At 69.4% G+C, this 17,455-nt stretch carries 20 protein-coding genes; 4 read left to right on the top strand and 16 right to left on the bottom strand.

The window, feature by feature from the left end; translation table 11 throughout:
- Positions 1–4 precede the first annotated feature (4 nt).
- The 7 genes from ACWDD7_RS09275 to ACWDD7_RS09245 all read right to left on the bottom strand — a co-directional run bounded on the left by ACWDD7_RS09275 (position 5) and on the right by ACWDD7_RS09245 (position 5,490).
- Positions 5–466, bottom strand: coding sequence for a hypothetical protein (locus ACWDD7_RS09275; protein ID WP_450456923.1), 462 nt, complete (start codon positions 464–466; stop codon positions 5–7).
- A gap of 98 nt (positions 467–564) precedes the next feature.
- Positions 565–1,023 (bottom strand): DUF397 domain-containing protein, encoded by a 459-nt coding sequence (locus ACWDD7_RS09270; RefSeq protein WP_450456922.1) that lies wholly within the window; start codon positions 1,021–1,023, stop codon positions 565–567.
- Between the two features lie 102 nt (positions 1,024–1,125).
- Positions 1,126–1,635, bottom strand: coding sequence for a hypothetical protein (locus ACWDD7_RS09265; protein WP_450456921.1), 510 nt, complete (start codon positions 1,633–1,635; stop codon positions 1,126–1,128).
- A gap of 20 nt (positions 1,636–1,655) precedes the next feature.
- The gene (locus tag ACWDD7_RS09260) at positions 1,656–3,914 is read right to left on the bottom strand and encodes a hypothetical protein (protein ID WP_450456920.1); all 2,259 of its coding nucleotides are present in this window, start codon (positions 3,912–3,914) and stop codon (positions 1,656–1,658) included.
- 19 nt (positions 3,915–3,933) lie between these two features.
- Positions 3,934–4,290, bottom strand: a complete 357-nt coding sequence (locus ACWDD7_RS09255; protein ID WP_450456919.1) for a hypothetical protein — start codon at positions 4,288–4,290, stop codon at positions 3,934–3,936.
- Positions 4,291–4,468: 178 nt separating this feature from the next.
- On the bottom strand, positions 4,469–4,648 hold the full coding sequence (locus tag ACWDD7_RS09250; protein ID WP_285561831.1) for a DUF397 domain-containing protein: 180 nt from the start codon (positions 4,646–4,648) through the stop codon (positions 4,469–4,471).
- Positions 4,645–5,490 (bottom strand): helix-turn-helix domain-containing protein, encoded by an 846-nt coding sequence (locus ACWDD7_RS09245; RefSeq protein ID WP_285561832.1) that lies wholly within the window; start codon positions 5,488–5,490, stop codon positions 4,645–4,647. Before ACWDD7_RS09245 ends, ACWDD7_RS09250 begins: the two co-directional genes overlap by 4 nt.
- 129 nt (positions 5,491–5,619) lie before the next feature.
- On the opposite strand from ACWDD7_RS09245, the gene ACWDD7_RS09240 reads away from it, so the two are divergent.
- Entirely contained in the window at positions 5,620–6,063 is a 444-nt protein-coding gene (locus tag ACWDD7_RS09240; protein ID WP_450457052.1) for an ATP-binding protein, read from the top strand.
- Between the two features lie 59 nt (positions 6,064–6,122).
- Here the strand turns inward: ACWDD7_RS09240 and ACWDD7_RS09235 are convergent, their stop codons facing one another.
- The 9 genes from ACWDD7_RS09235 to ACWDD7_RS09195 all read right to left on the bottom strand — a co-directional run bounded on the left by ACWDD7_RS09235 (position 6,123) and on the right by ACWDD7_RS09195 (position 14,961).
- Positions 6,123–6,791, bottom strand: coding sequence for a serine/arginine repetitive matrix protein 2 (locus tag ACWDD7_RS09235; RefSeq protein WP_450456918.1), 669 nt, complete (start codon positions 6,789–6,791; stop codon positions 6,123–6,125).
- Positions 6,792–6,925: 134 nt separating this feature from the next.
- Positions 6,926–7,843: a hypothetical protein gene (locus ACWDD7_RS09230; protein ID WP_450456917.1), complete on the bottom strand. Its 918-nt coding sequence runs from the start codon at positions 7,841–7,843 to the stop codon at positions 6,926–6,928.
- Positions 7,844–7,971: 128 nt separating this feature from the next.
- Positions 7,972–9,165: an elongation factor Tu gene (tuf, locus tag ACWDD7_RS09225; protein WP_285561837.1), complete on the bottom strand. Its 1,194-nt coding sequence runs from the start codon at positions 9,163–9,165 to the stop codon at positions 7,972–7,974.
- A gap of 156 nt (positions 9,166–9,321) precedes the next feature.
- Positions 9,322–11,448 carry an elongation factor G gene (gene fusA, locus ACWDD7_RS09220; RefSeq protein ID WP_450456916.1) on the bottom strand — a complete coding sequence of 709 codons (2,127 nt, stop codon included), beginning with the start codon at positions 11,446–11,448 and terminating at the stop codon, positions 9,322–9,324.
- A 39-nt stretch (positions 11,449–11,487) separates the two neighbouring features.
- Complete coding sequence (gene rpsG / locus ACWDD7_RS09215) at positions 11,488–11,958, bottom strand: 30S ribosomal protein S7 (protein WP_003992340.1); 471 nt, start codon at positions 11,956–11,958, stop codon at positions 11,488–11,490.
- A gap of 2 nt (positions 11,959–11,960) precedes the next feature.
- Entirely contained in the window at positions 11,961–12,332 is a 372-nt protein-coding gene (gene rpsL, locus ACWDD7_RS09210) for a 30S ribosomal protein S12 (protein ID WP_003948652.1), read from the bottom strand.
- A gap of 1,459 nt (positions 12,333–13,791) precedes the next feature.
- On the bottom strand, positions 13,792–13,989 hold the full coding sequence (locus ACWDD7_RS09205) for a hypothetical protein (RefSeq protein ID WP_450456915.1): 198 nt from the start codon (positions 13,987–13,989) through the stop codon (positions 13,792–13,794).
- Positions 13,986–14,681: a hypothetical protein gene (locus tag ACWDD7_RS09200; protein WP_450456914.1), complete on the bottom strand. Its 696-nt coding sequence runs from the start codon at positions 14,679–14,681 to the stop codon at positions 13,986–13,988. The genes ACWDD7_RS09205 and ACWDD7_RS09200 overlap by 4 nt, the downstream gene beginning before the upstream one ends.
- A complete protein-coding gene (locus tag ACWDD7_RS09195; protein ID WP_450456913.1) occupies positions 14,674–14,961 on the bottom strand; it encodes a WhiB family transcriptional regulator in 288 nt (95 codons plus the stop codon). Before ACWDD7_RS09195 ends, ACWDD7_RS09200 begins: the two co-directional genes overlap by 8 nt.
- Before the next feature lie 304 nt (positions 14,962–15,265).
- On the opposite strand from ACWDD7_RS09195, the gene ACWDD7_RS09190 reads away from it, so the two are divergent.
- The 3 genes from ACWDD7_RS09190 (at position 15,266) to ACWDD7_RS09180 (ending at position 17,325) form a co-directional block, all read left to right on the top strand.
- Complete coding sequence (locus ACWDD7_RS09190; RefSeq protein ID WP_351871111.1) at positions 15,266–15,745, top strand: helix-turn-helix domain-containing protein; 480 nt, start codon at positions 15,266–15,268, stop codon at positions 15,743–15,745.
- Between the two features lie 411 nt (positions 15,746–16,156).
- A complete protein-coding gene (locus ACWDD7_RS09185; RefSeq protein ID WP_351871110.1) occupies positions 16,157–16,570 on the top strand; it encodes a hypothetical protein in 414 nt (137 codons plus the stop codon).
- A gap of 155 nt (positions 16,571–16,725) precedes the next feature.
- Entirely contained in the window at positions 16,726–17,325 is a 600-nt protein-coding gene (locus tag ACWDD7_RS09180; RefSeq protein ID WP_351871107.1) for a phage tail tube protein, read from the top strand.
- The last annotated feature ends 130 nt before the right edge of the window (positions 17,326–17,455 follow it).

The raw sequence follows: 17,455 nt of genomic DNA, 5'->3' as shown, positions 1-17,455 counted from the left end.
CTGCTCACTTGCCCTTCGCCTGGCCGCCGACGGCCTCGGTGTCCTGGTACTCCGTCTTGATCTTGTTCAGCCCGTCCCGGACGTCTCCGTCGGTCATCGACAGATCGCGCCCCGCGCGCTCCAGCAGACCGCCCAGCTTCCCGCAGCGGCCGCTCACGTCACCGACGTACTTCTTCCAGGAATCGAAGAGCTCCTTCTGCGCCGCGGCCGACTCGCACCCGGCGCCGTCCCCCAGCCCCGACTGCCCCTGGTCCAGCTTCCCCAGCGCCGTGCTCACATCGGTCCGCAGGCCCGTGACGTCGCCGCCCGCGGTCGACCACACCTTCCGGTCCGACTTCAGGGGGTCCGGGCCGCCACCGGAGGAACCGCCGCTACCGGCGTCCGGCAGCTGGTTCAACCGCATTCGAGCGGAACCGGAACGCGAGGCCGCATCGGCCTTCAGCTGTTCCCATTCGTCCCAGGACATGCCCGTCGTCCTCCCCCGTGCCCCCGTCGCCCGCATTCCGGCCGACTCACACCGGCGTTCCTGCGCGCGGGGTATGAATTCCTTACGATCCTCTTAAGTTAACAGGACGTCACTGCCGCCCGATCCGTTGCGGGGACTACGGCGGCTGAGTACCTGAACCCATGCGCGTCCGGGCCGAGTCGGGTAGACATGGCCGGTTCTCGGCGTGCGTACACGACGAGGGTGGTCCAAGTGGTGGGGGTGACGGTGAGCCGGGGGCCGTCGGTGTCCTTGGAGTCGCGGACGTGGATGGGGGTGGGGGTGGGGGTGGGGCGATCCCGACGCAGTCGTCGCGCTCGCCGCTGCTGCAGCTGCTGGCTCGGGTGGCAGGAAGGTCCGGAGAAGGACCAGGCGCCGCTCTGCCGGGCGACGACGCCCGCGCCGAGGAGGACACCAGTGACCGCCGGCGCGAGCGCGCTGTTCAGAGGACGCCAGCCACCGAGTCCCAGTCGGTCCCGCAGGACCGTGCCTCCGCGAGGAGGCGGCTTCCTTCTTCCCGCTCGTGGGACATCAAGCACCTTCTGGGAGTGTCGACCCGTCCCAGCCTTCGGCGAGGGCGCCCGAGCTGTTCCGGATGCCGCCCACGCGCAGGGTGCTCCACCGCGCGCTGACGGGCATGGTCAGTGAGTGCAGTCGAACTCTTTGGTCTCCCTGGGGACGAAGTCGTTCAGGAAGCGCTGCAGCTTTCTGTAGCCCCCGGGACTGTTCTCGACACGGGCACCGGAGAAATCGACATCGAAGGATACGTATCCGGCCCGAGATGCACATGTCGCCTGAACCACAGCGCCATTGCTTCCGATCACCGCATGGCCCGGAAATGACACGTCCCGCCCGGCGGCGTACTTGAAGCGTGAGGCCACGGCCTTCCAATCCACAGGATCCGGAGCCCGGTCCCAGCGGACGGTAGCGACGTACAGCACCTTGTGGCCATCGACCCCCAATGCGCAAACCGCACCTGGCCGGCCATCCCAGGCCGTGTACGTCTGCTTCACCGATCCGCCTTGCGGGACGAGCGGCGACAAGGCCGCCTTCGACACCGGGACCTTGCAGAATTCCGCGGGGACGGCGGCGTGATCGCTGCCGCAGCCCGCCGCTGCGGCGATGACGCCGGTACACAGCAGAAACGCCACTCCGCGAGCCGGTCTCATCGTCACTGTGCTCCCGCCCGGCCACGCGCAAGTGAATTGCCGTTGTTGGCCGCCCCGTCGATCTGGTCGTATATGCCCTGAATGTGAGAGTAGCCGGCATGACTGTCGGCCCACTTCGAGTTGGCCGCGTACCACTGGTCCGCGATGGCGTTGAGCTGCTTCTGACGCAGGGAGAACGTGGCCTGGCTGTCACTGGTCAACTTGGCAGCCTGGTCCCGTTGTTCATCCATGATCCACGCGCTGGTGATCACGTCGGCACCACGCTGGGCCATGTCCCCGTATACCGGGATGAAGTTCAGCAATGCCCCGGAAACGTGATAGCTCCACGCCTTGTCCCAGGTGTAGTCGTGCTGATCACTCTTGAGTGCCAGGTATCGGCCCTCTTCCATGAAGCCGATCGCGGTGCCGGCCGAGTGGAGGGTGTCCTCGGGGCGACGCGAGGAGTCATGGATGTCGTCCGTGATGGCGTAGTTCATGCCCTCGTGAAGCAGGTTGTAGGAGTCCCGGCTCCGCGATATCTGCTCCGTCATCTGCAAGACCTGGTCACGGTCCAGGTTCGGCCCGTCGGCCGGGTGCCGATTGCCGCTGGGGTCGCTCATCGCCACGTATGTCTCATGGCCGTGATTGACCATGATCTTCGCCATGTCGTCGCGCAGGGATGCCGGCATGTCATCGCCCTGCCCAGAGAGGATTCCCAGCGCATGGGTGAACACCCGGTTGTTCGCGTCGGTGTGTGCAGTCGGGCTCATGGGACGGGGGCCGTTCGGGTCAACCCCCGTGGCCGCCGCCGTCAGAGCGTCGCCCAGACCCTTGCGGTCGTCGGCGTCCTGCACATCGGGGCCGACGTACTCGGTCTTGGCGCCCTCGTGCGTGGTGTTGACGACGTTCCAGTCCCGGCTGCCGTGCCCGTGGCCGAGGAGGTAGTCGGAGCGCTCCTTTCCAGCGGACGTGCCGGGGTCGAGATAGCCGGCCGCGCCTTCCGGGTCGCGTGACATGACTTCGAGCGCGCCATCGACGGGGTCGTTCGCGAACCAGCCGTCGCCGTCCTTCTCGCCGAACCTGCCGTAGAGATCCCAGGCATCCGGGTCCTTCTTCTCCATGGTGATCATGTCGTCGGTCACGTCGGCGACGAACTGGGGCGAGTAGCCGTGTCCCTGCTGCATGAGCGTGGCGAGGCTCTGGTAGCCGCGGATCTTCTGACCGTGCCCGTATCCGACGGCTATCTTGTTCCCGGCCGCTTCGAGGTCGTATTCGTCCCCGCCGTGCTGACGAAGTTCCGCGCGCCACTTGTTATAGAACCGGGCGTCGTCGGTCTTCGTCCATGCCTGGAACGCCTGGTTGTACGCGTCGCTCCCGAAGCGCAGATGTCTGCCGTCGGAGTCCTTGAAATCCGGCACCCTCGTGGCGACCGCCAGGGAGTCCGCAAGGCCACCATTGATCTCGAGGTACGTGCTCTTGTTCTTGGTGTCGTCGAAGTACGCCAGGTCATCGAGCCTGTTCGTGAACCTGAGTGTGCCGTCCGGCCCCAGTCCGTTCAGGAACGTCCGGTCGAACGCCTTGTCGCCCTTGTTGTCCCGGAAAGCGCGCCGCAGTTCGGCGAGGTCGGCGGCGGAGACCTTCTCGCCCTTGGCGACCCGCCGGGCGATGTCGTCCGCTTCCCGGGCCTCGTACTTCTCGATGTCGCCCTGGGCCTTGCCGTTGAAGCCGGGAACCGTGCTGTCGCCCATGTCTGGGCCCTTCACGACGGCGGTGAAGGCGACCTCGACGCCCTTGTCGGCGTCGTCCACGTCCTTCACGCACTGGTCTATGCGGGCCTGCCAGGAAGCGACGTCCTTGCCGATGCTGTCCTGATATTCACGATCATGCACGTAGGCCATCCGCGCACCCTGGCTCAGCTTCTCGGTGTCGAAGGAGACCACGCCCTGGTCCGACACCTTCATGCCCTTGGCGACCGCGTCGTCCCGGGCCGACTCCAGCTTCTTGCGCAGGTCCACGAACTGGGTGTGCGCGTCACGGAGGAGCGAGGCGATGGCCTTGGCCTCGGTCTGGGCGCTCTGATACTCCGTGAGCCGGACGCCGAAGCGCGCGTTGGCGGCCTGTTGGCTTTCCCCCGCCCAGGTCGGACGCAAGGTGATGCCGTGAACGTCCTTCCGGTAGGCGGTCTCCTGCTTGCCCATCTCCTTCGCCATGCCGTCCCAGCGTTCGGCGGCCGTGGTGAGCGTGGACAGGTCGGTCGTCAGGATCTCGTGGTACGTCGGCATGGTTCCCCCGTGAAGTCGGTCAGTGCTCAGCTGGCGGTGAGTACGCGTCGAAGATCGACACCTTGCGCACACCGGCACCCGCTCCGACGTCCGTGCCGGTCATCAGAGTGTTGTCGGTCCGGAGGGCCGTCTCGTCCTGCGCCAGCCGGCTCACCAGGTTCTGGACCTGCTCGCCCCAGGTCTTGTGCGCCTTGCTCACGGCGCCGGAGGTGAGCCAGCCGTTCCCGTCCTTCGCGTCGAACGCCTTGACCACGGCGCTCGTCTCGTCGTCCGCCCAGCGTCCCGCGTCCGTCGTGTCCGGCCCGATGTCCTTGTGGAGGGCGTTCGCCGCGCTCTGCTTGTCAGCGGGCGAGTGCGCGAGGTCCGGCCGCCCCACCGCCACCCGGGTCCATCTGCAACTGGTTGAGCCGCATTCCCACAGGCTGTTCGCGGCCGCTTCCCGACATGCGTCAACCCCCGCCCACCGTACTGACATGCCGACGCCACGTTAACAAGCGTCCTGGTGAAGTTGGTTGGGCGAGCGGCACCTTGACGCGTTCCTGGCGGCCAGGCCGTCAGAGGCCCCGCACGAACTCCGACCATGCCTCCGGCGCGAGGGCGATTCGGGGACCGTCGGCGTTCTTGGAGTCGCGGACGTGGATGGTGGCGGGGGTGGAGGCGATCTCGACGCAGTCGTCGGGCTCGCTGCTGCTGCTGTAGCTGCTCTTGAACCAGTGGAGTTCCGTGGTGCTCATAGTCTCCCCAGCGCTTGCTCGATGAAGGCCTGCGACTCCCTCGGCGTGAGGGCCTGCGCCCGGATCATGCCATAGCGCAACTCAAGGATGCGGAGATCTTTGGGGCTCACGACCGGACGGCGGTTGAACGCGCCACTGGAACGTCCGATCGCTGTGCCGTCTGCGAACTTCAGCACCTCGATCAGGCCTCCGGCTCCGGCGTGTTCCTCCCGGTCGGTCGGCATCACCTGAAACGTGACGTTGCGCAACTGCGCCACCTCCAAGAGGTGTTCGAGCTGTCGACGCAGCACCATCTTCCCACCGTAGGGGCGTTCGAGTGTGACTTGCTCCTGGACGAAACTCAGTGTCGGAGCCGACTCACGCTCGAAGACCACCTTCCGTGCCATGCGCGCGGCCAACGCCCGCTCCACGAGGTCTTCGGTGAGCGCGGGCTGCCTCATCTCGAACAGCGATCGCGCGTACTCCGGCGTCTGCAACAGACCGTGGAGGTTGTGACTGCCGTAGAGCAGCATCTCCACGGCCCGCCCCTCCAAGTCCGCCAGGTCGCGCACCTTCTTCGGATACCGCGCCCTCCTCATGTCCTCCATGAACGCCCGCAGATGTCCCTGCGCCCTCAGGATCTGGTCCGCCCTGTCCAGTAGTTCCGGCCGGGGAATCCGCGCCCCACGCTCGATCTTGCGGATCAGGTCCTCGCTGTACCCGAGGGCCTCGGCCAGTTCGGCCACGGTCAGCTCGGCGGCCTCCCGGCACACCTTGAGCAGACGCGCCACCGCCTGCACCACCGGCTCGATCTCGTCCCCCGGCTCGACATCCCAGCCCGGCTCGTCCACGCCCTCGTTCATCGCGCCTCCTCCGATGCGTACTCGTACTCGTGACAACGCCCGAGACAGCCGAGACAGCCGAGACAAAGGGGGGACGGTCACCGTACGTACAGCCGCTTTCCCTTACTTAGGGAAGCATGGGCGACCACGCTGAGTGACGTGAATCGAGAAACCGTCGAGCCGCCGGCCGAACTGGCCCACCCCACCCTCGCCTTCATGGTCCTGCTGTCCCCCACCCGCCGCGGCGCCCGGCTCGCCCGGCTGCTCGCCACGGAGCAGTTGCGCACCTGGGGGATCCTGTCCGACGCGGCCACGCACGTGATCGCCGAGCTGGCGGCGAACGCCGCGACCCACGGCCGGGTGCCCGGCAGAAACTTCCGGCTCACGCTGCACGTCGTCGGCGACACGCTGCGCATCGAGGTGACCGACACCCGCCGCGAACGGCTGCCCGAGGCCCGACGCCCGTGCGCCGACGAGGAGTCGGGGCGAGGGTTGGTCATCGTGGAGGCGCTGGCCGACCGGTGGGGCGTGTCGTCGGACAGCGTGCCGCGCAAGACCGTGTGGGCCGAGATCACTGTCCCGGTGGGCACCTAGAAGGGCGGCCTGCGACTCGGGCACCCACCGGTAGGGGGACGTCGCGTCCGCGTGCGTCCTCAGGCCGACGGGCCCATGGGCGGTGGGCCCCACATCGGGGGCATCGGGGGCGCGGGCGCCGCCGCGATGAGCCGGCGGCGACAGCGGCCGCGGCGGACCGCCGTGACGACGCAGATGACCGGGACCGCGACGGCCGCCGTGAGGAAGCAGCCGATCGCGGCGAAGATGCCGCCGACCATGTCGCCCACCTCGGGCTTGTCGCCGAGGGCGAACTCGGCCGGCAGCTCCGAGGTGCAGGAGACCGGGTAGTCGCCGGTGGTCTTCGGGGTGAACTCGAAGACGCGGTCCCAGGAGCGGGCTCCGCGGGTGACGCGGAAGGTGCCGGCCGGCTGGGTCATCGAATCGGCCAGCGCCGTCGGGACCCGGCAGTCGACGTGCCCCCTGCCGTACGGGGAGACGTAGATCGCCCGGGTCCTCCCCCGCGTGAAGCTGAACGTGCGCTGGTCACCGCCGGCGAAACTGTGCGCCGCATCGACCGAGCGCATCGTGTTCCCGACCGTCAGCACGATGAAGGTGACCCCGGCACCGACCAGGACGACGCCGAGCAGCGCCGCCACCACGTACCAGAAGCGCCGGGGGCGCAGATCCTTCGCCGGAATGACGGGCGGTGCGGGCGGCGCACCGCCGTAGCCGCCGTACGGTGCGCCCCAGGCGTTGGGTATGGACATGACGCCGCATCGTAGAGGAACCATCGTGGCGTGTCCGGTGAGTTGAGCGGCGGGGCTGCATGACGGGCCGAGAGGAGGCCGTGGCCGCCGCCGAGCGGTGGTACCCGCCGCCCCGCCGCGTTCCGGCCGGAACGTCAGGAACCCACCGGCAGGACCAGGTTGTTCGCGCTGAGCAGGTTCCCGCCCGCCGGGAGGCCGAGAGAGGTGCGCAGGGTACCGACGGCCGGGTCGCGGAGGGAGACCACCATGCGGTAGGCGGGCTGGCCGGTGATGGTGTTGTGGGAATCGACGGGCGGCTGCAGGGACTTCGCCACGGACCGCCCGTCGTGGCCGGGGCACACGGCCTGCAAGGGGAGGGTGACCTCGCCACCGCCCCCGTCGCTCACATCGACGAGGGCGCCCGCCTGTTCGGTCGAGGGCCAGGTGACAGGGAGGCCGTGGGCGCCGGCCACCAGACCCTTCGGGCCCTCGATCTCCACCGCCACGCCGTCACCGCCCAGCGCACGCGAGACATGGAACGGCTTCTTCGAGCCGGGGGTGGCGAAGAGCAGGCCGATGGTCAGGCGGCCCCCGTCGTCGGGGTTCCATTCGTAGCCGTAATGGCTCAGGACCAGCTTCGGGCCGGGCTCACCGGTGCCGGAGGACGGCCTCGGCGGGGTGGTCGCGCTCTTCGGGAGCGGGAAGCGGTGGTAGCCCTTGGTGCCGCACCGGTCGCCGTCGGAGGTGCCGCCGCCGGGCAGGGGCACCGCCTCGGCCGGGCCCGAGGTGGGCGTGGAGGACAAGGGGATCAGCCCCATCTGGAAGGCGCCGAAGACGACCACCGCCCCGGCCGCCAGCCAGGGAGCCGCGCTCGCCAGCCACGCGGTCGCCGACCTCATACGACCCGGCCGGCGCGGGCGTCGTATCCGGGCGCCTGGCAGACGGGACCGCGCCCGTGCGGACGGTTCCTTCGGGGCGCCGGCACCGCCGGCCGCCGCGTCCCGCAGGAACGCCTCCCACTGCGCGTCGGACGGGGACTCGTCGGGGCCTTCGGCAGGCGGGACGGTGCTCACGGGCTCACTTTCGTCGAACGGCCGTACGGGAGCGGTGACACGCACCGAGGGTACGACGAAGAGGCCCGTACGACCGAAGTCGTACGGGCCTCTCCAAGGTCGGTCAGCGACCTTCAAGCAAGCGGAACTTACTTGACGATCTTGGTGACCTGGCCGGCGCCCACGGTGCGACCACCCTCACGGATGGCGAACTTCAGGCCCTCCTCCATGGCGACCGGCTGGATCAGCTGGACGGACATCTCGGTGTTGTCGCCCGGCATGACCATCTCGGTGCCCTCGGGGAGGGTCACAACGCCCGTCACGTCCGTCGTACGGAAGTAGAACTGCGGACGGTAGTTGTTGAAGAACGGCGTGTGGCGGCCACCCTCGTCCTTGGACAGGATGTAGGCCTGCGCCTCGAACTCGGTGTGCGGGGTGACCGAACCCGGCTTGATGATGACCTGGCCGCGCTCGACGTCCTCGCGCTTGATGCCGCGGAGCAGCAGACCGACGTTCTCACCGGCCTGGCCCTCGTCGAGCAGCTTGCGGAACATCTCGATGCCGGTGACCGTGGTGGAGGTCTTCTCCGGCTTGATGCCGATGATGTCCACGGTCTCGTTGACCTTGAGGACACCACGCTCGATACGGCCGGTGACGACCGTACCGCGACCGGTGATGGTGAAGACGTCCTCGATCGGCATCAGGAACGGCTTGTCGACGTCACGCTCGGGCTCCGGGATGGAGGTGTCGACGGCGTTCATGAGGTCCAGGACCGACTGGGTCCACTCCGGGTCGCCCTCGAGCGCCTTCAGAGCGGAGACACGGACGACCGGCAGGTCGTCGCCCGGGAACTCGTACTCGGAGAGGAGCTCACGGACCTCGAGCTCGACGAGCTCCATGATCTCCTCGTCGTCCACCATGTCGGCCTTGTTCAGGGCGACCACGATGTACGGAACGCCGACCTGGCGGGCCAGGAGCACGTGCTCCTTGGTCTGCGGCATCGGGCCGTCGGTGGCGGCGACCACCAGGATCGCGCCGTCCATCTGCGCGGCACCGGTGATCATGTTCTTGATGTAGTCCGCGTGACCCGGGCAGTCGACGTGGGCGTAGTGACGCGCCTCGGTCTGGTACTCGACGTGCGCGATGGAGATGGTGATACCGCGCTGACGCTCCTCGGGCGCCTTGTCGATGTTGTCGAACGGGGTGGCCTCGTTCAGCTCCGGGTACGCGTCGTGCAGCACCTTGGTAATGGCGGCCGTGAGGGTCGTCTTACCGTGGTCGATGTGACCGATGGTGCCGATGTTGACGTGCGGCTTAGTCCGCTCGAACTTCGCCTTCGCCACTGGGGTCCTCCTGTGGAGTGGTTCTGTACGCCTTACTTCATCGGCGCCAGGTGATCTTTGCTGTTAATGCCCGGGGCCCGGGGCAAACATCCGGGTTTGCGGCTGTTTGCCCCTGGAGGCTCCGGAGTCAAGCCTAAAGCGTGGGAACGCGGTGCGTTACTCGCCCTTGGCCTTCGCGATGATCTCCTCGGCGACGTTCCGCGGAACCTCGGCGTAGGAGTCGAACTGCATCGAGTAGCTTGCGCGACCCGACGTCTTGCTGCGGAGGTCGCCGACGTAGCCGAACATCTCCGACAGGGGCACGAGGCCCTTCACGACGCGGGCACCAGCCCGCTCCTCCATGGCCTGGATCTGGCCACGGCGGGAGTTGATGTCGCCGATGACCTCACCCATGTAGTCCTCGGGCGTGGTGACCTCAACGGCCATCATCGGCTCAAGGAGCACGGGCGAAGCCTTGCGCGCGGCCTCCTTGAAGGCCTGCGAACCGGCGATCTTGAAGGCGAGCTCGGAGGAGTCGACCTCGTGGTAGGCACCGTCGTGGAGGATGACACGGACACCGGTCATCTCGTAGCCGGCCAGGATGCCGAACTGCATGGCCTCCTGCGCACCGGCGTCGACCGAAGGGATGTACTCCTTCGGGATACGACCACCGGTCACCTTGTTCACGAACTCGTACGAGGTGTCGCCACCCTCAAGCGGCTCGATGCCGATCTGCACCTTCGCGAACTGACCGGTACCACCGGTCTGCTTCTTGTGGGTGTAGTCGACGCGCTCGACGGCCTTGCGGATCGTCTCGCGGTACGCCACCTGCGGCTTGCCGACGTTGGCCTCGACCTTGAACTCACGGCGCATACGGTCGACCAGCACCTCAAGGTGCAGCTCGCCCATACCACCGATGATGGTCTGGCCGGTCTCCTCGTCCGAGTGGACCTGGAACGACGGGTCCTCCTCGGCGAGGCGCTGGATCGCGACGCCGAGCTTCTCCTGGTCGCCCTTCGACTTGGGCTCGATGGCGACCTGGATGACCGGCGCCGGGAAGTCCATGGACTCCAGGATGACCGGGTTCTTGTCGTCGGACAGCGTCTCACCGGTGGTGGTCTGCTTCAGGCCCATGACGGCGACGATGTCACCGGCGCCCACCGACTCGATCTCCTCACGCTTGTTGGCGTGCATGCGGTAGATCTTGCCGATGCGCTCCTTCTTGCCCTTGACGGAGTTCAGCACCGAAGAGCCGGACTCCAGGCGGCCCGAGTAGACCCGGACGAAGGTGAGCTTGCCGAGGTGCGGGTCGCTCATGATCTTGAACGCCAGCGCGGACAGCGGCTCGTCGTCGGACGGCTTGCGCTTGACGACGACCTCGGGGTCCTTGACGTCGTGGCCCTCGATGGCCTCGATGTCGACCGGGGAGGGCAGGTAGCGCACGACCGCGTCGAGCAGGGGCTGCACGCCCTTGTTCTTGAACGCGGTGCCACAGAACACCGGGGTGACCGTGGTGCCGTCGCTCTTGCCGGACGCGATGGTGATACGACGGATCGCGGCGTACAGCTGCTCCACGGAAGGCTCCTCGCCCTCCAGGTACAGCTCCATGATCTCTTCGTCGTTCTCGGCCACGGCCTCCAGCAGCTTGCCGCGGTACTCCTCGGCAGCCTCGGTGTGCGTGTCCGGGATGTCGACGACGTCGTACATCTCGCCCTTGGTGGCCTCGGCGGACCACACGAAGGCCTTCATCGTCACCAGGTCGACGACGCCCTTGAAGTCCGCCTCCGCACCGATCGGCAGCTGCATGACCAGCGGCTGCGCGCCCAGGCGGTCGACGATCATGTCGACACAGCGGTGGAACTCGGCACCGGTGCGGTCGAGCTTGTTGACGAAGCAGATACGCGGAACGCCGTAGCGGTCCGCCTGACGCCACACCGTCTCGGACTGGGGCTCAACGCCGGCGACGCCGTCGAACACCGTCACGGCACCGTCGAGCACGCGCAGGGAGCGCTCCACCTCGACGGTGAAGTCGACGTGGCCCGGGGTGTCGATGATGTTGATGGTGTGGTCGACGTCGTCCAGCGACCAGTGGCAGGTGGTGGCAGCAGACGTGATCGTGATGCCACGCTCCTGCTCCTGCTCCATCCAGTCCATGGTGGCAGCGCCGTCGTGGACCTCACCGATCTTGTAGGACACACCGGTGTAGAACAGGATCCGCTCGGTGGTGGTCGTCTTGCCCGCGTCGATGTGGGCCATGATCCCGATGTTGCGGACCCTGGCCAGGTCAAGTGAAGTGGTAGCCATAAGGCTTCAGTCTTCTCTCGGTCTCGATGTGGGTAGCGACTACCAGCGGTAGTGCGCGAAGGCCTTGTTGGACTCGGCCATCTTGTGGGTGTCCTCGCGCTTCTTCACAGCGGCGCCGAGGCCGTTGGACGCGTCGAGAAGCTCGTTGAGCAGGCGCTCGGTCATGGTCTTCTCGCGACGGGCGCGGGAGTAACCGACCAGCCAGCGCAGCGCGAGCGTGTTGGCACGACCGGGCTTGACCTCGATCGGAACCTGGTACGTCGCACCACCGACACGGCGGGACTTGACCTCAAGGGTCGGCTTGATGTTCTCAAGCGCGCGCTTCAGCGTGATGATCGGGTCGTTGCCCGTCTTCTCACGCAGACCCTCCATGGCGCCGTAGACGATGCGCTCGGCGGTGGAGCGCTTGCCGTTCAGCAGCACCTTGTTGATCAGGGAGGTCACCAGAGGAGAGCCGTAAACCGGGTCGATGATGACCGGGCGCTTCGGGGCGGGGCCCTTACGAGGCATTCTTACTTCTCCTTCTTGGCGCCGTAGCGGCTGCGGGCCTGCTTGCGGTTCTTGACACCCTGGGTGTCGAGGGAGCCGCGGATGATCTTGTAGCGAACACCCGGCAGGTCCTTCACACGGCCGCCGCGCACGAGCACGATGGAGTGCTCCTGCAGGTTGTGTCCCTCACCCGGAATGTAAGCGGTGACCTCGATGCCGCTGGTCAGACGCACACGCGCGACCTTGCGGAGGGCCGAGTTCGGCTTCTTCGGGGTGGTCGTGAACACACGCGTGCAGACGCCGCGACGCTGAGGGGAACCCTCAAGTGCGGGCGTCTTGTTCTTTTCGACCTTGTCCTGCCGGCCCTTGCGGACCAGCTGCTGGATCGTAGGCACTACTTCTCCGGTTTCTGTGTGCCGATGGGTACAGCTAACCTGGAACATCGCCGACCCACGCGGTCGGGTGTGTCGAATCCGCCAGACTCCCGCCGCAAGGCGGAAAGGGCGCGAATTACGGTGGCCGATTGCGGCTCGCCATACGGTTTCAAGGCACGCACAGCAGCCAGGGCACACCCCAGGCACAAGGTCTGAGCGTACCTAGGCGACAGACTCCGGTCAAAACAGAAAGAGGCGTGGGCGCAGGTAGGGGGCCTTATACCACAGGGCCGGGGGTGGCGCACGCCAGGAGCCGGAGCGCGCGAGGTACGGGGCGGGGCGGCGGGCGGAGTGAGGGGCGCGGCGGCGGTCCGGTGGCCGAGGCCGGGCGGGCAGTCCGGTGGGCGAGGCCGGGCGGGCGGCCCGGTGGGCGGAGCCGCGGAACGGCGTGGCGGCGGGCGGGCGCGAGCCGACAGGGCGAGCAGGTGTCGCGTGAGCCGGTGGCGGACGAGGCCGGCGGACGCCACGACGGGGAGCCCGGCACCGACAGACCCGCGGGGGTGTTCGCGTCGGCGTCGCGACGAGGGAGAGGACGACGGTCCCGGTGCCGCGGCACGCCCCGCCCCGGAGACCCGGCAGGCGACGGGTGCGCCGCCGCTGCCGGGCGAACCCGGCGGGCGGCGCCGCGGGCAGGCATCCGGCGACACGGGAGCCGGGCGGACGGCCGCGAGCCGCGCTCCATCATCAGGCGTTCGGTACCCCGTGGAGGCTCCCGGGGCCGTCCGCGTTTCCCCCACATGTCGGGGAGCCACGGCGAGCCACCGTCCGGATACCGGCAACCATGGGCGACCGCCGAGGCGCTCACCCGCCAGGCGGCCGATGAGACGCCACCGCCGACAGCCGTCCCGACAGACCGTGGAGCCGACGGGAGCCGCGGCCCGCCGCGGGGAGGGGCGCCCGGCAATCGGCGGACGCTGCGGTCCGCCCCGGCGAGGGACACCCGGCAACCAGCGGACGCTGCGATCCGCGGCGCCCAGCCGCACGACGGCGGCTCCGTCGATCGCCGGAAGGCCGCGAGACCGGCCGTCCGGCGATCGACGGAGCCACAAGCCGCCAGGACGCACGACAGCCGGCCGAACGACGACAGATCCCACCAACGCGGAAAACCCCAACCACCCGCCGCCGCCCGGCGATCGACGGGTGCGAGCCGCCACGGCGGCCGGCCGGGGCAGGCCACCCGCGATGCGCGGCGGCCGGCCATACGGCAGCGGAGCCGACGGACGCGGGGTGCCGCCCGGCGACGGGCAGGGCCGCAGGCCGCCACGGCGCCCGGTCGCCCGCGGGCGGTGGTCGTCCAGGCTGCCGGGAATCGACACGGCGGTCACCCGGCCGGCGGGGCGGCAGCCTGACGAGCCGTCGGGCGTCGCCGCGCCGACCGGATCCGCCGGCCGGGAGCGAAGGACGCGGCGGCCGGTCGAGCTCAGGGGGCTGGGCGTTCGCCGGTGCGGCGGATCGTGCGTTCGGCCTGGAAGACGTCGGCCAGGCGGAAGAGGTGGGCGCGGCCCGACTTGCCCGCGGGCTGGAGGTGGCCGAGTTGGACCCACTTGCGGATCGTCGCGGGGGCGACGCCGACCTCCCGGGCGGCCAGGGGAGCCGGGATGAGGGGGCAGTCGTTCATCGGGTGCGGCCCCCCTGGCCGCTCGCGCGTTCCCACTCCCCTTCTTCCCACGCGTGCCGGTACGACGGGTCGTCGTGGCAGCCGCAGAGCGGGTCCGCGCAGCGGCACGCGGGGTTGATGCAGAGGATCGCGCCGCGGTCGGGAAAGGCGCGCAGGGAGACCGAGTCGCACCAGGGGCAGCGGCCCGGCATCCGGACCACCGTCTCCGTGTCGCCCAGCGCGCGGGCGCACCGGCGGGCCATGCGGCGCGTCTCGTCCCGCACGTGCGCGGCCAGTACGGCGTCCCCCGCCACGTCGTCGAGCAACGCGGCGATGCGGCGCAGCCGTTCGAGCACCGGGGCCCGGCGGGCGCGCGGCAGGCCGAGCCGGTCACGCACCGCCTCCTCCAACTCGACCACCCCGTCGGAGAGATCGCGGATGGTGTCGGAGATGTGCAGCCGCAGCGGCGCCGCGCTGTAGCCGGGGGCGACGAGTCCGTGCCGTTGTTCGAGGAGCAGGGCCTCCGTTCGCTCCTCGTGACGGCGGGCGGCGAGGTCCGGGGGTGGCGGGGACGCGGGGCGGTGGGAGGGGGTGGCGCGGCCGGGGGCCAGTTCGGTGGAAAGCTCCGGGAACTGCTGGAGCAGCAGACCGATCCACAGGGCGGCCTGGGCCACCGGACGGTTGTCGTCGGGCATCGTGGACGCGTCAGGCAACTCGGCCTCCGTTCGGGGCGGGTGCCGCGGCGAGGCCCGCCGGAAGCGGTACCGGGCGGCCCGAGCGCCACAGCCGGCCGGCGCAGACGCCGTCGAACCAGTTGTCCGCCGGGGCGACGACCCGCTCGCAGTGACCGCGGACCGTGCAACCGGCGCACGCCCGCAGCGCGGGAGCGGCCTCCTTGACCTTCTTGGAGAAGACGACCTTGGGCGGCAGCCCGACGCAGGCCGCGGCGGACCGCCAGCCCGGGGGTTCCGGCGGCGGGGCATCACCACTCACCCCGGGGGCGTCCGGAAGACGCGGTGGGCACGAGCCGGAGACGGACATGGGGCCTCCTGAGGGGGCGGAACAGGCGAGCACGAGCGGCCCGGACCCCTGACGGGGCGGGCTGAAGCGCGGTCCAGACTTACAGATTGCGCGCGCGCTCGCAACAAACATTTACCTACGCCCGCCCAGCCCCTGGCGGCCCAGCCTTCCGGCTCACCCCCTTTACGCCCCCTTCACCGTGCTTGCACGAAAGCACGTAATACCGCGCGCGCAAGCAAGCTAAACTCGGAGTCCCCGAGGGAGAGCGAGCACACAGATGACCAGCCAGGACCTGGACGCGTTCGCCGCGTGGGTCGAAGACCTGATGCGCGAACGCGGATACGACATCGACAGCCCGCGGGGGGGCGGGAAGTCGCGGATCGCGGACGAGGCCGGGGTGCACCGCGCCGCCGTCACCCGGCTCCTGCAGCGGCAGAGCATGCCGGACCTCGAAACCACCCGCCGGCTCGCCCGGGTCCTCGGCGTCCCGGTGCGCGAGATGCTGATCCGCTCCGGCCGGCTGACCGCGGAGGAACTGGCCGACCCGCACGACCGTCCGGCCTCCCCCGCGCCCAGCACCGAACTCGGCCGCCGGCCCACGCTGGAGGAGGTCGCCGAGCTGCTGGGGATCCCGGCCGACCGGCGCGAGATGTTCGTACGGGTCGTGGAACAGTTCCTGCCGCAGGAGTCCGAGGCCGTCGCGCGCGAGCGCGAGGGAGCGCGGAGGCCGGCGGAGGCGGCCGCGGTGGGCGACTGACCTTCGCGGGCCGGTCGCACGGAAACCACCCGCCACCCCGACCGCTCCCGGAGAGGGTCCCGACCCCGCCCCCGAGGGGGCTGCCCACGGCCCGGCGGAGCGCCCGACCCCGCCCGAAGAAGCAACCCCGCCCCGCAGAGAAGCGCCCGCGCCCGCTCGAAGAGGCACCCATCCCCCTGAGGACGCACCCGCCCCGCGCGGGTGCATCGGCATGTCCGGCCCCGTCCACCCCGCCCCGCCCCGCCACTTTCACTTTTTAGTTGCGTGCGCGCACGCTCCTCTGTCACAGTTGGCGCAGCGGCGGAGCTGTGCCCACAGGCCCTGGTGACAGGCGCCCGGCGCCGAGGCCCCGGTCCCCGCACGCCACCCACCCCGCGCCCCGCGCGCCCCGCAGCCCCGAGGTGACCCGGCATGACCACACCCACCCCACCGAGCGCGTTCCCGGACGTCGAGGCCCTGGTCGTCGACATCCTCAAGCAGGACCCCGCGCTCGCCACCGCGCTCGTCGCCGTACAGCCCCCCTCGACCTTCGACGGCACCACCGCCGCCGTGCTCGTCAACCGGCGCGGCGGCGCCTGGGTCGGCGAACTCCACGTCGACCAGCCGCTCATCGAGCTGGAGGTGTACGGCCCCACCAAGCAGGACGCGCACGTCCTCGCCAACGAGGCCCGCCGCGCGCTGCTGGCCACGGCCGACCACCAGTACGGCACCAACCTCATCACCGACGTGGAGGAACAGGACGGCCCCCGCTGGCTGCCCGACTACCTCTACCGCGCGGCCAACCGGTACGTGAGCGTGCACAAGGTCCACCTCGACGTGTACTGATCCGTACCCGGCCGTCCGGCCGACGGCCACCGCGCCACCCCAGACCGAAGGCCCCGCCCTCCCCATCCCGGCGGGGCCTTCGCCGTACCCGGAACCGCCGGGCACGGCACCCCCGATGCACCACGGATGAATCCCAACGAAGGAGAGACACCACCATGGCAGGTACCAACACCTCCGAGATCCGCGTCGCCGGCGTCGGCCGTCTGTACGTCGCCGGCCCCGACACCAAGGTCCCGACGACCTTCTCCGCCGACGGCTCCGCCGACTGGACCGGCTGGAAGAACCTCGGTTTCACCACCGGCGACGGCGTGACCTTCAGCAAGAAGGACAAGCTGGAGCCGATCGACGTGTGGCAGGCCGTCAGCCCGGTGCACTTCGTGTACTCGGACCGCGACCTGACGCTGAAGTTCTCGCTGCTGCAGTTCAACGAGGACACGCTGCCGTTCTTCATGGGCGGCGGCGCCGTCGCCCCGGTGACCGGTGCGACCGGCGTGTACCAGTACGACATCGCCGAGCGCCCGTTCGCCGATGTGCGCGCCCTCGGCCTGGAGTTCACCGACGTCCGGGCGAGCGACGGCTCCACCGTGACCTACCGCTTCGGCATCCCGCGCGGCCAGGTCACGGCGGCGGACGACATCAAGCTGGCCCGCAAGGCCGCCTCCCAGCTCGGCATCACCTTCACCGCGATGTCCGCGGCGGACGGCTCCGCGCTGGCCAGCTTCGTGATGAAGGACTCGGCGTACGCCACGGCCTGATCCGGCCGGATCCGGCGGGGGGGGGGGGGGGGCCCCCCCCCCCCCGCCCGCCCCCCCCCCCCCCCAAGATTAGTTTTTTTTTTGTTTATTATTAAAAACGACTACCCTCCCCACACCACCCCCCCCCCCA

The sequence above is a fragment of the Streptomyces sp. NPDC001056 genome, from assembly GCF_053598955.1.
Note: the sequence above shows the minus strand (reverse complement) of the source record. Positions and strands in the feature narration are given on the sequence as shown.

What these genes read in the sequence shown, in the direction of transcription:
- ACWDD7_RS09260 (WP_450456920.1), bottom strand. Translation starts at nt 3,914, where the DNA reads ATGCCGACGTACCACGAGATCCTGACGACCGACCTGTCCACGCTCACC.
- ACWDD7_RS09235 (WP_450456918.1), bottom strand. Translation starts at nt 6,791, where the DNA reads ATGTCCATACCCAACGCCTGGGGCGCACCGTACGGCGGCTACGGCGGT.
- ACWDD7_RS09250 (WP_285561831.1), bottom strand. Translation starts at nt 4,648, where the DNA reads ATGAGCACCACGGAACTCCACTGGTTCAAGAGCAGCTACAGCAGCAGC.
- ACWDD7_RS09185 (WP_351871110.1), top strand. Translation starts at nt 16,157, where the DNA reads ATGACCACACCCACCCCACCGAGCGCGTTCCCGGACGTCGAGGCCCTG.
- fusA (WP_450456916.1), bottom strand. Translation starts at nt 11,448, where the DNA reads ATGGCTACCACTTCACTTGACCTGGCCAGGGTCCGCAACATCGGGATC.
- ACWDD7_RS09190 (WP_351871111.1), top strand. Translation starts at nt 15,266, where the DNA reads ATGACCAGCCAGGACCTGGACGCGTTCGCCGCGTGGGTCGAAGACCTG.
- ACWDD7_RS09205 (WP_450456915.1), bottom strand. Translation starts at nt 13,989, where the DNA reads ATGAACGACTGCCCCCTCATCCCGGCTCCCCTGGCCGCCCGGGAGGTC.
- ACWDD7_RS09180 (WP_351871107.1), top strand. Translation starts at nt 16,726, where the DNA reads ATGGCAGGTACCAACACCTCCGAGATCCGCGTCGCCGGCGTCGGCCGT.
- ACWDD7_RS09245 (WP_285561832.1), bottom strand. Translation starts at nt 5,490, where the DNA reads ATGAACGAGGGCGTGGACGAGCCGGGCTGGGATGTCGAGCCGGGGGAC.
- rpsG (WP_003992340.1), bottom strand. Translation starts at nt 11,958, where the DNA reads ATGCCTCGTAAGGGCCCCGCCCCGAAGCGCCCGGTCATCATCGACCCG.
- ACWDD7_RS09275 (WP_450456923.1), bottom strand. Translation starts at nt 466, where the DNA reads ATGTCCTGGGACGAATGGGAACAGCTGAAGGCCGATGCGGCCTCGCGT.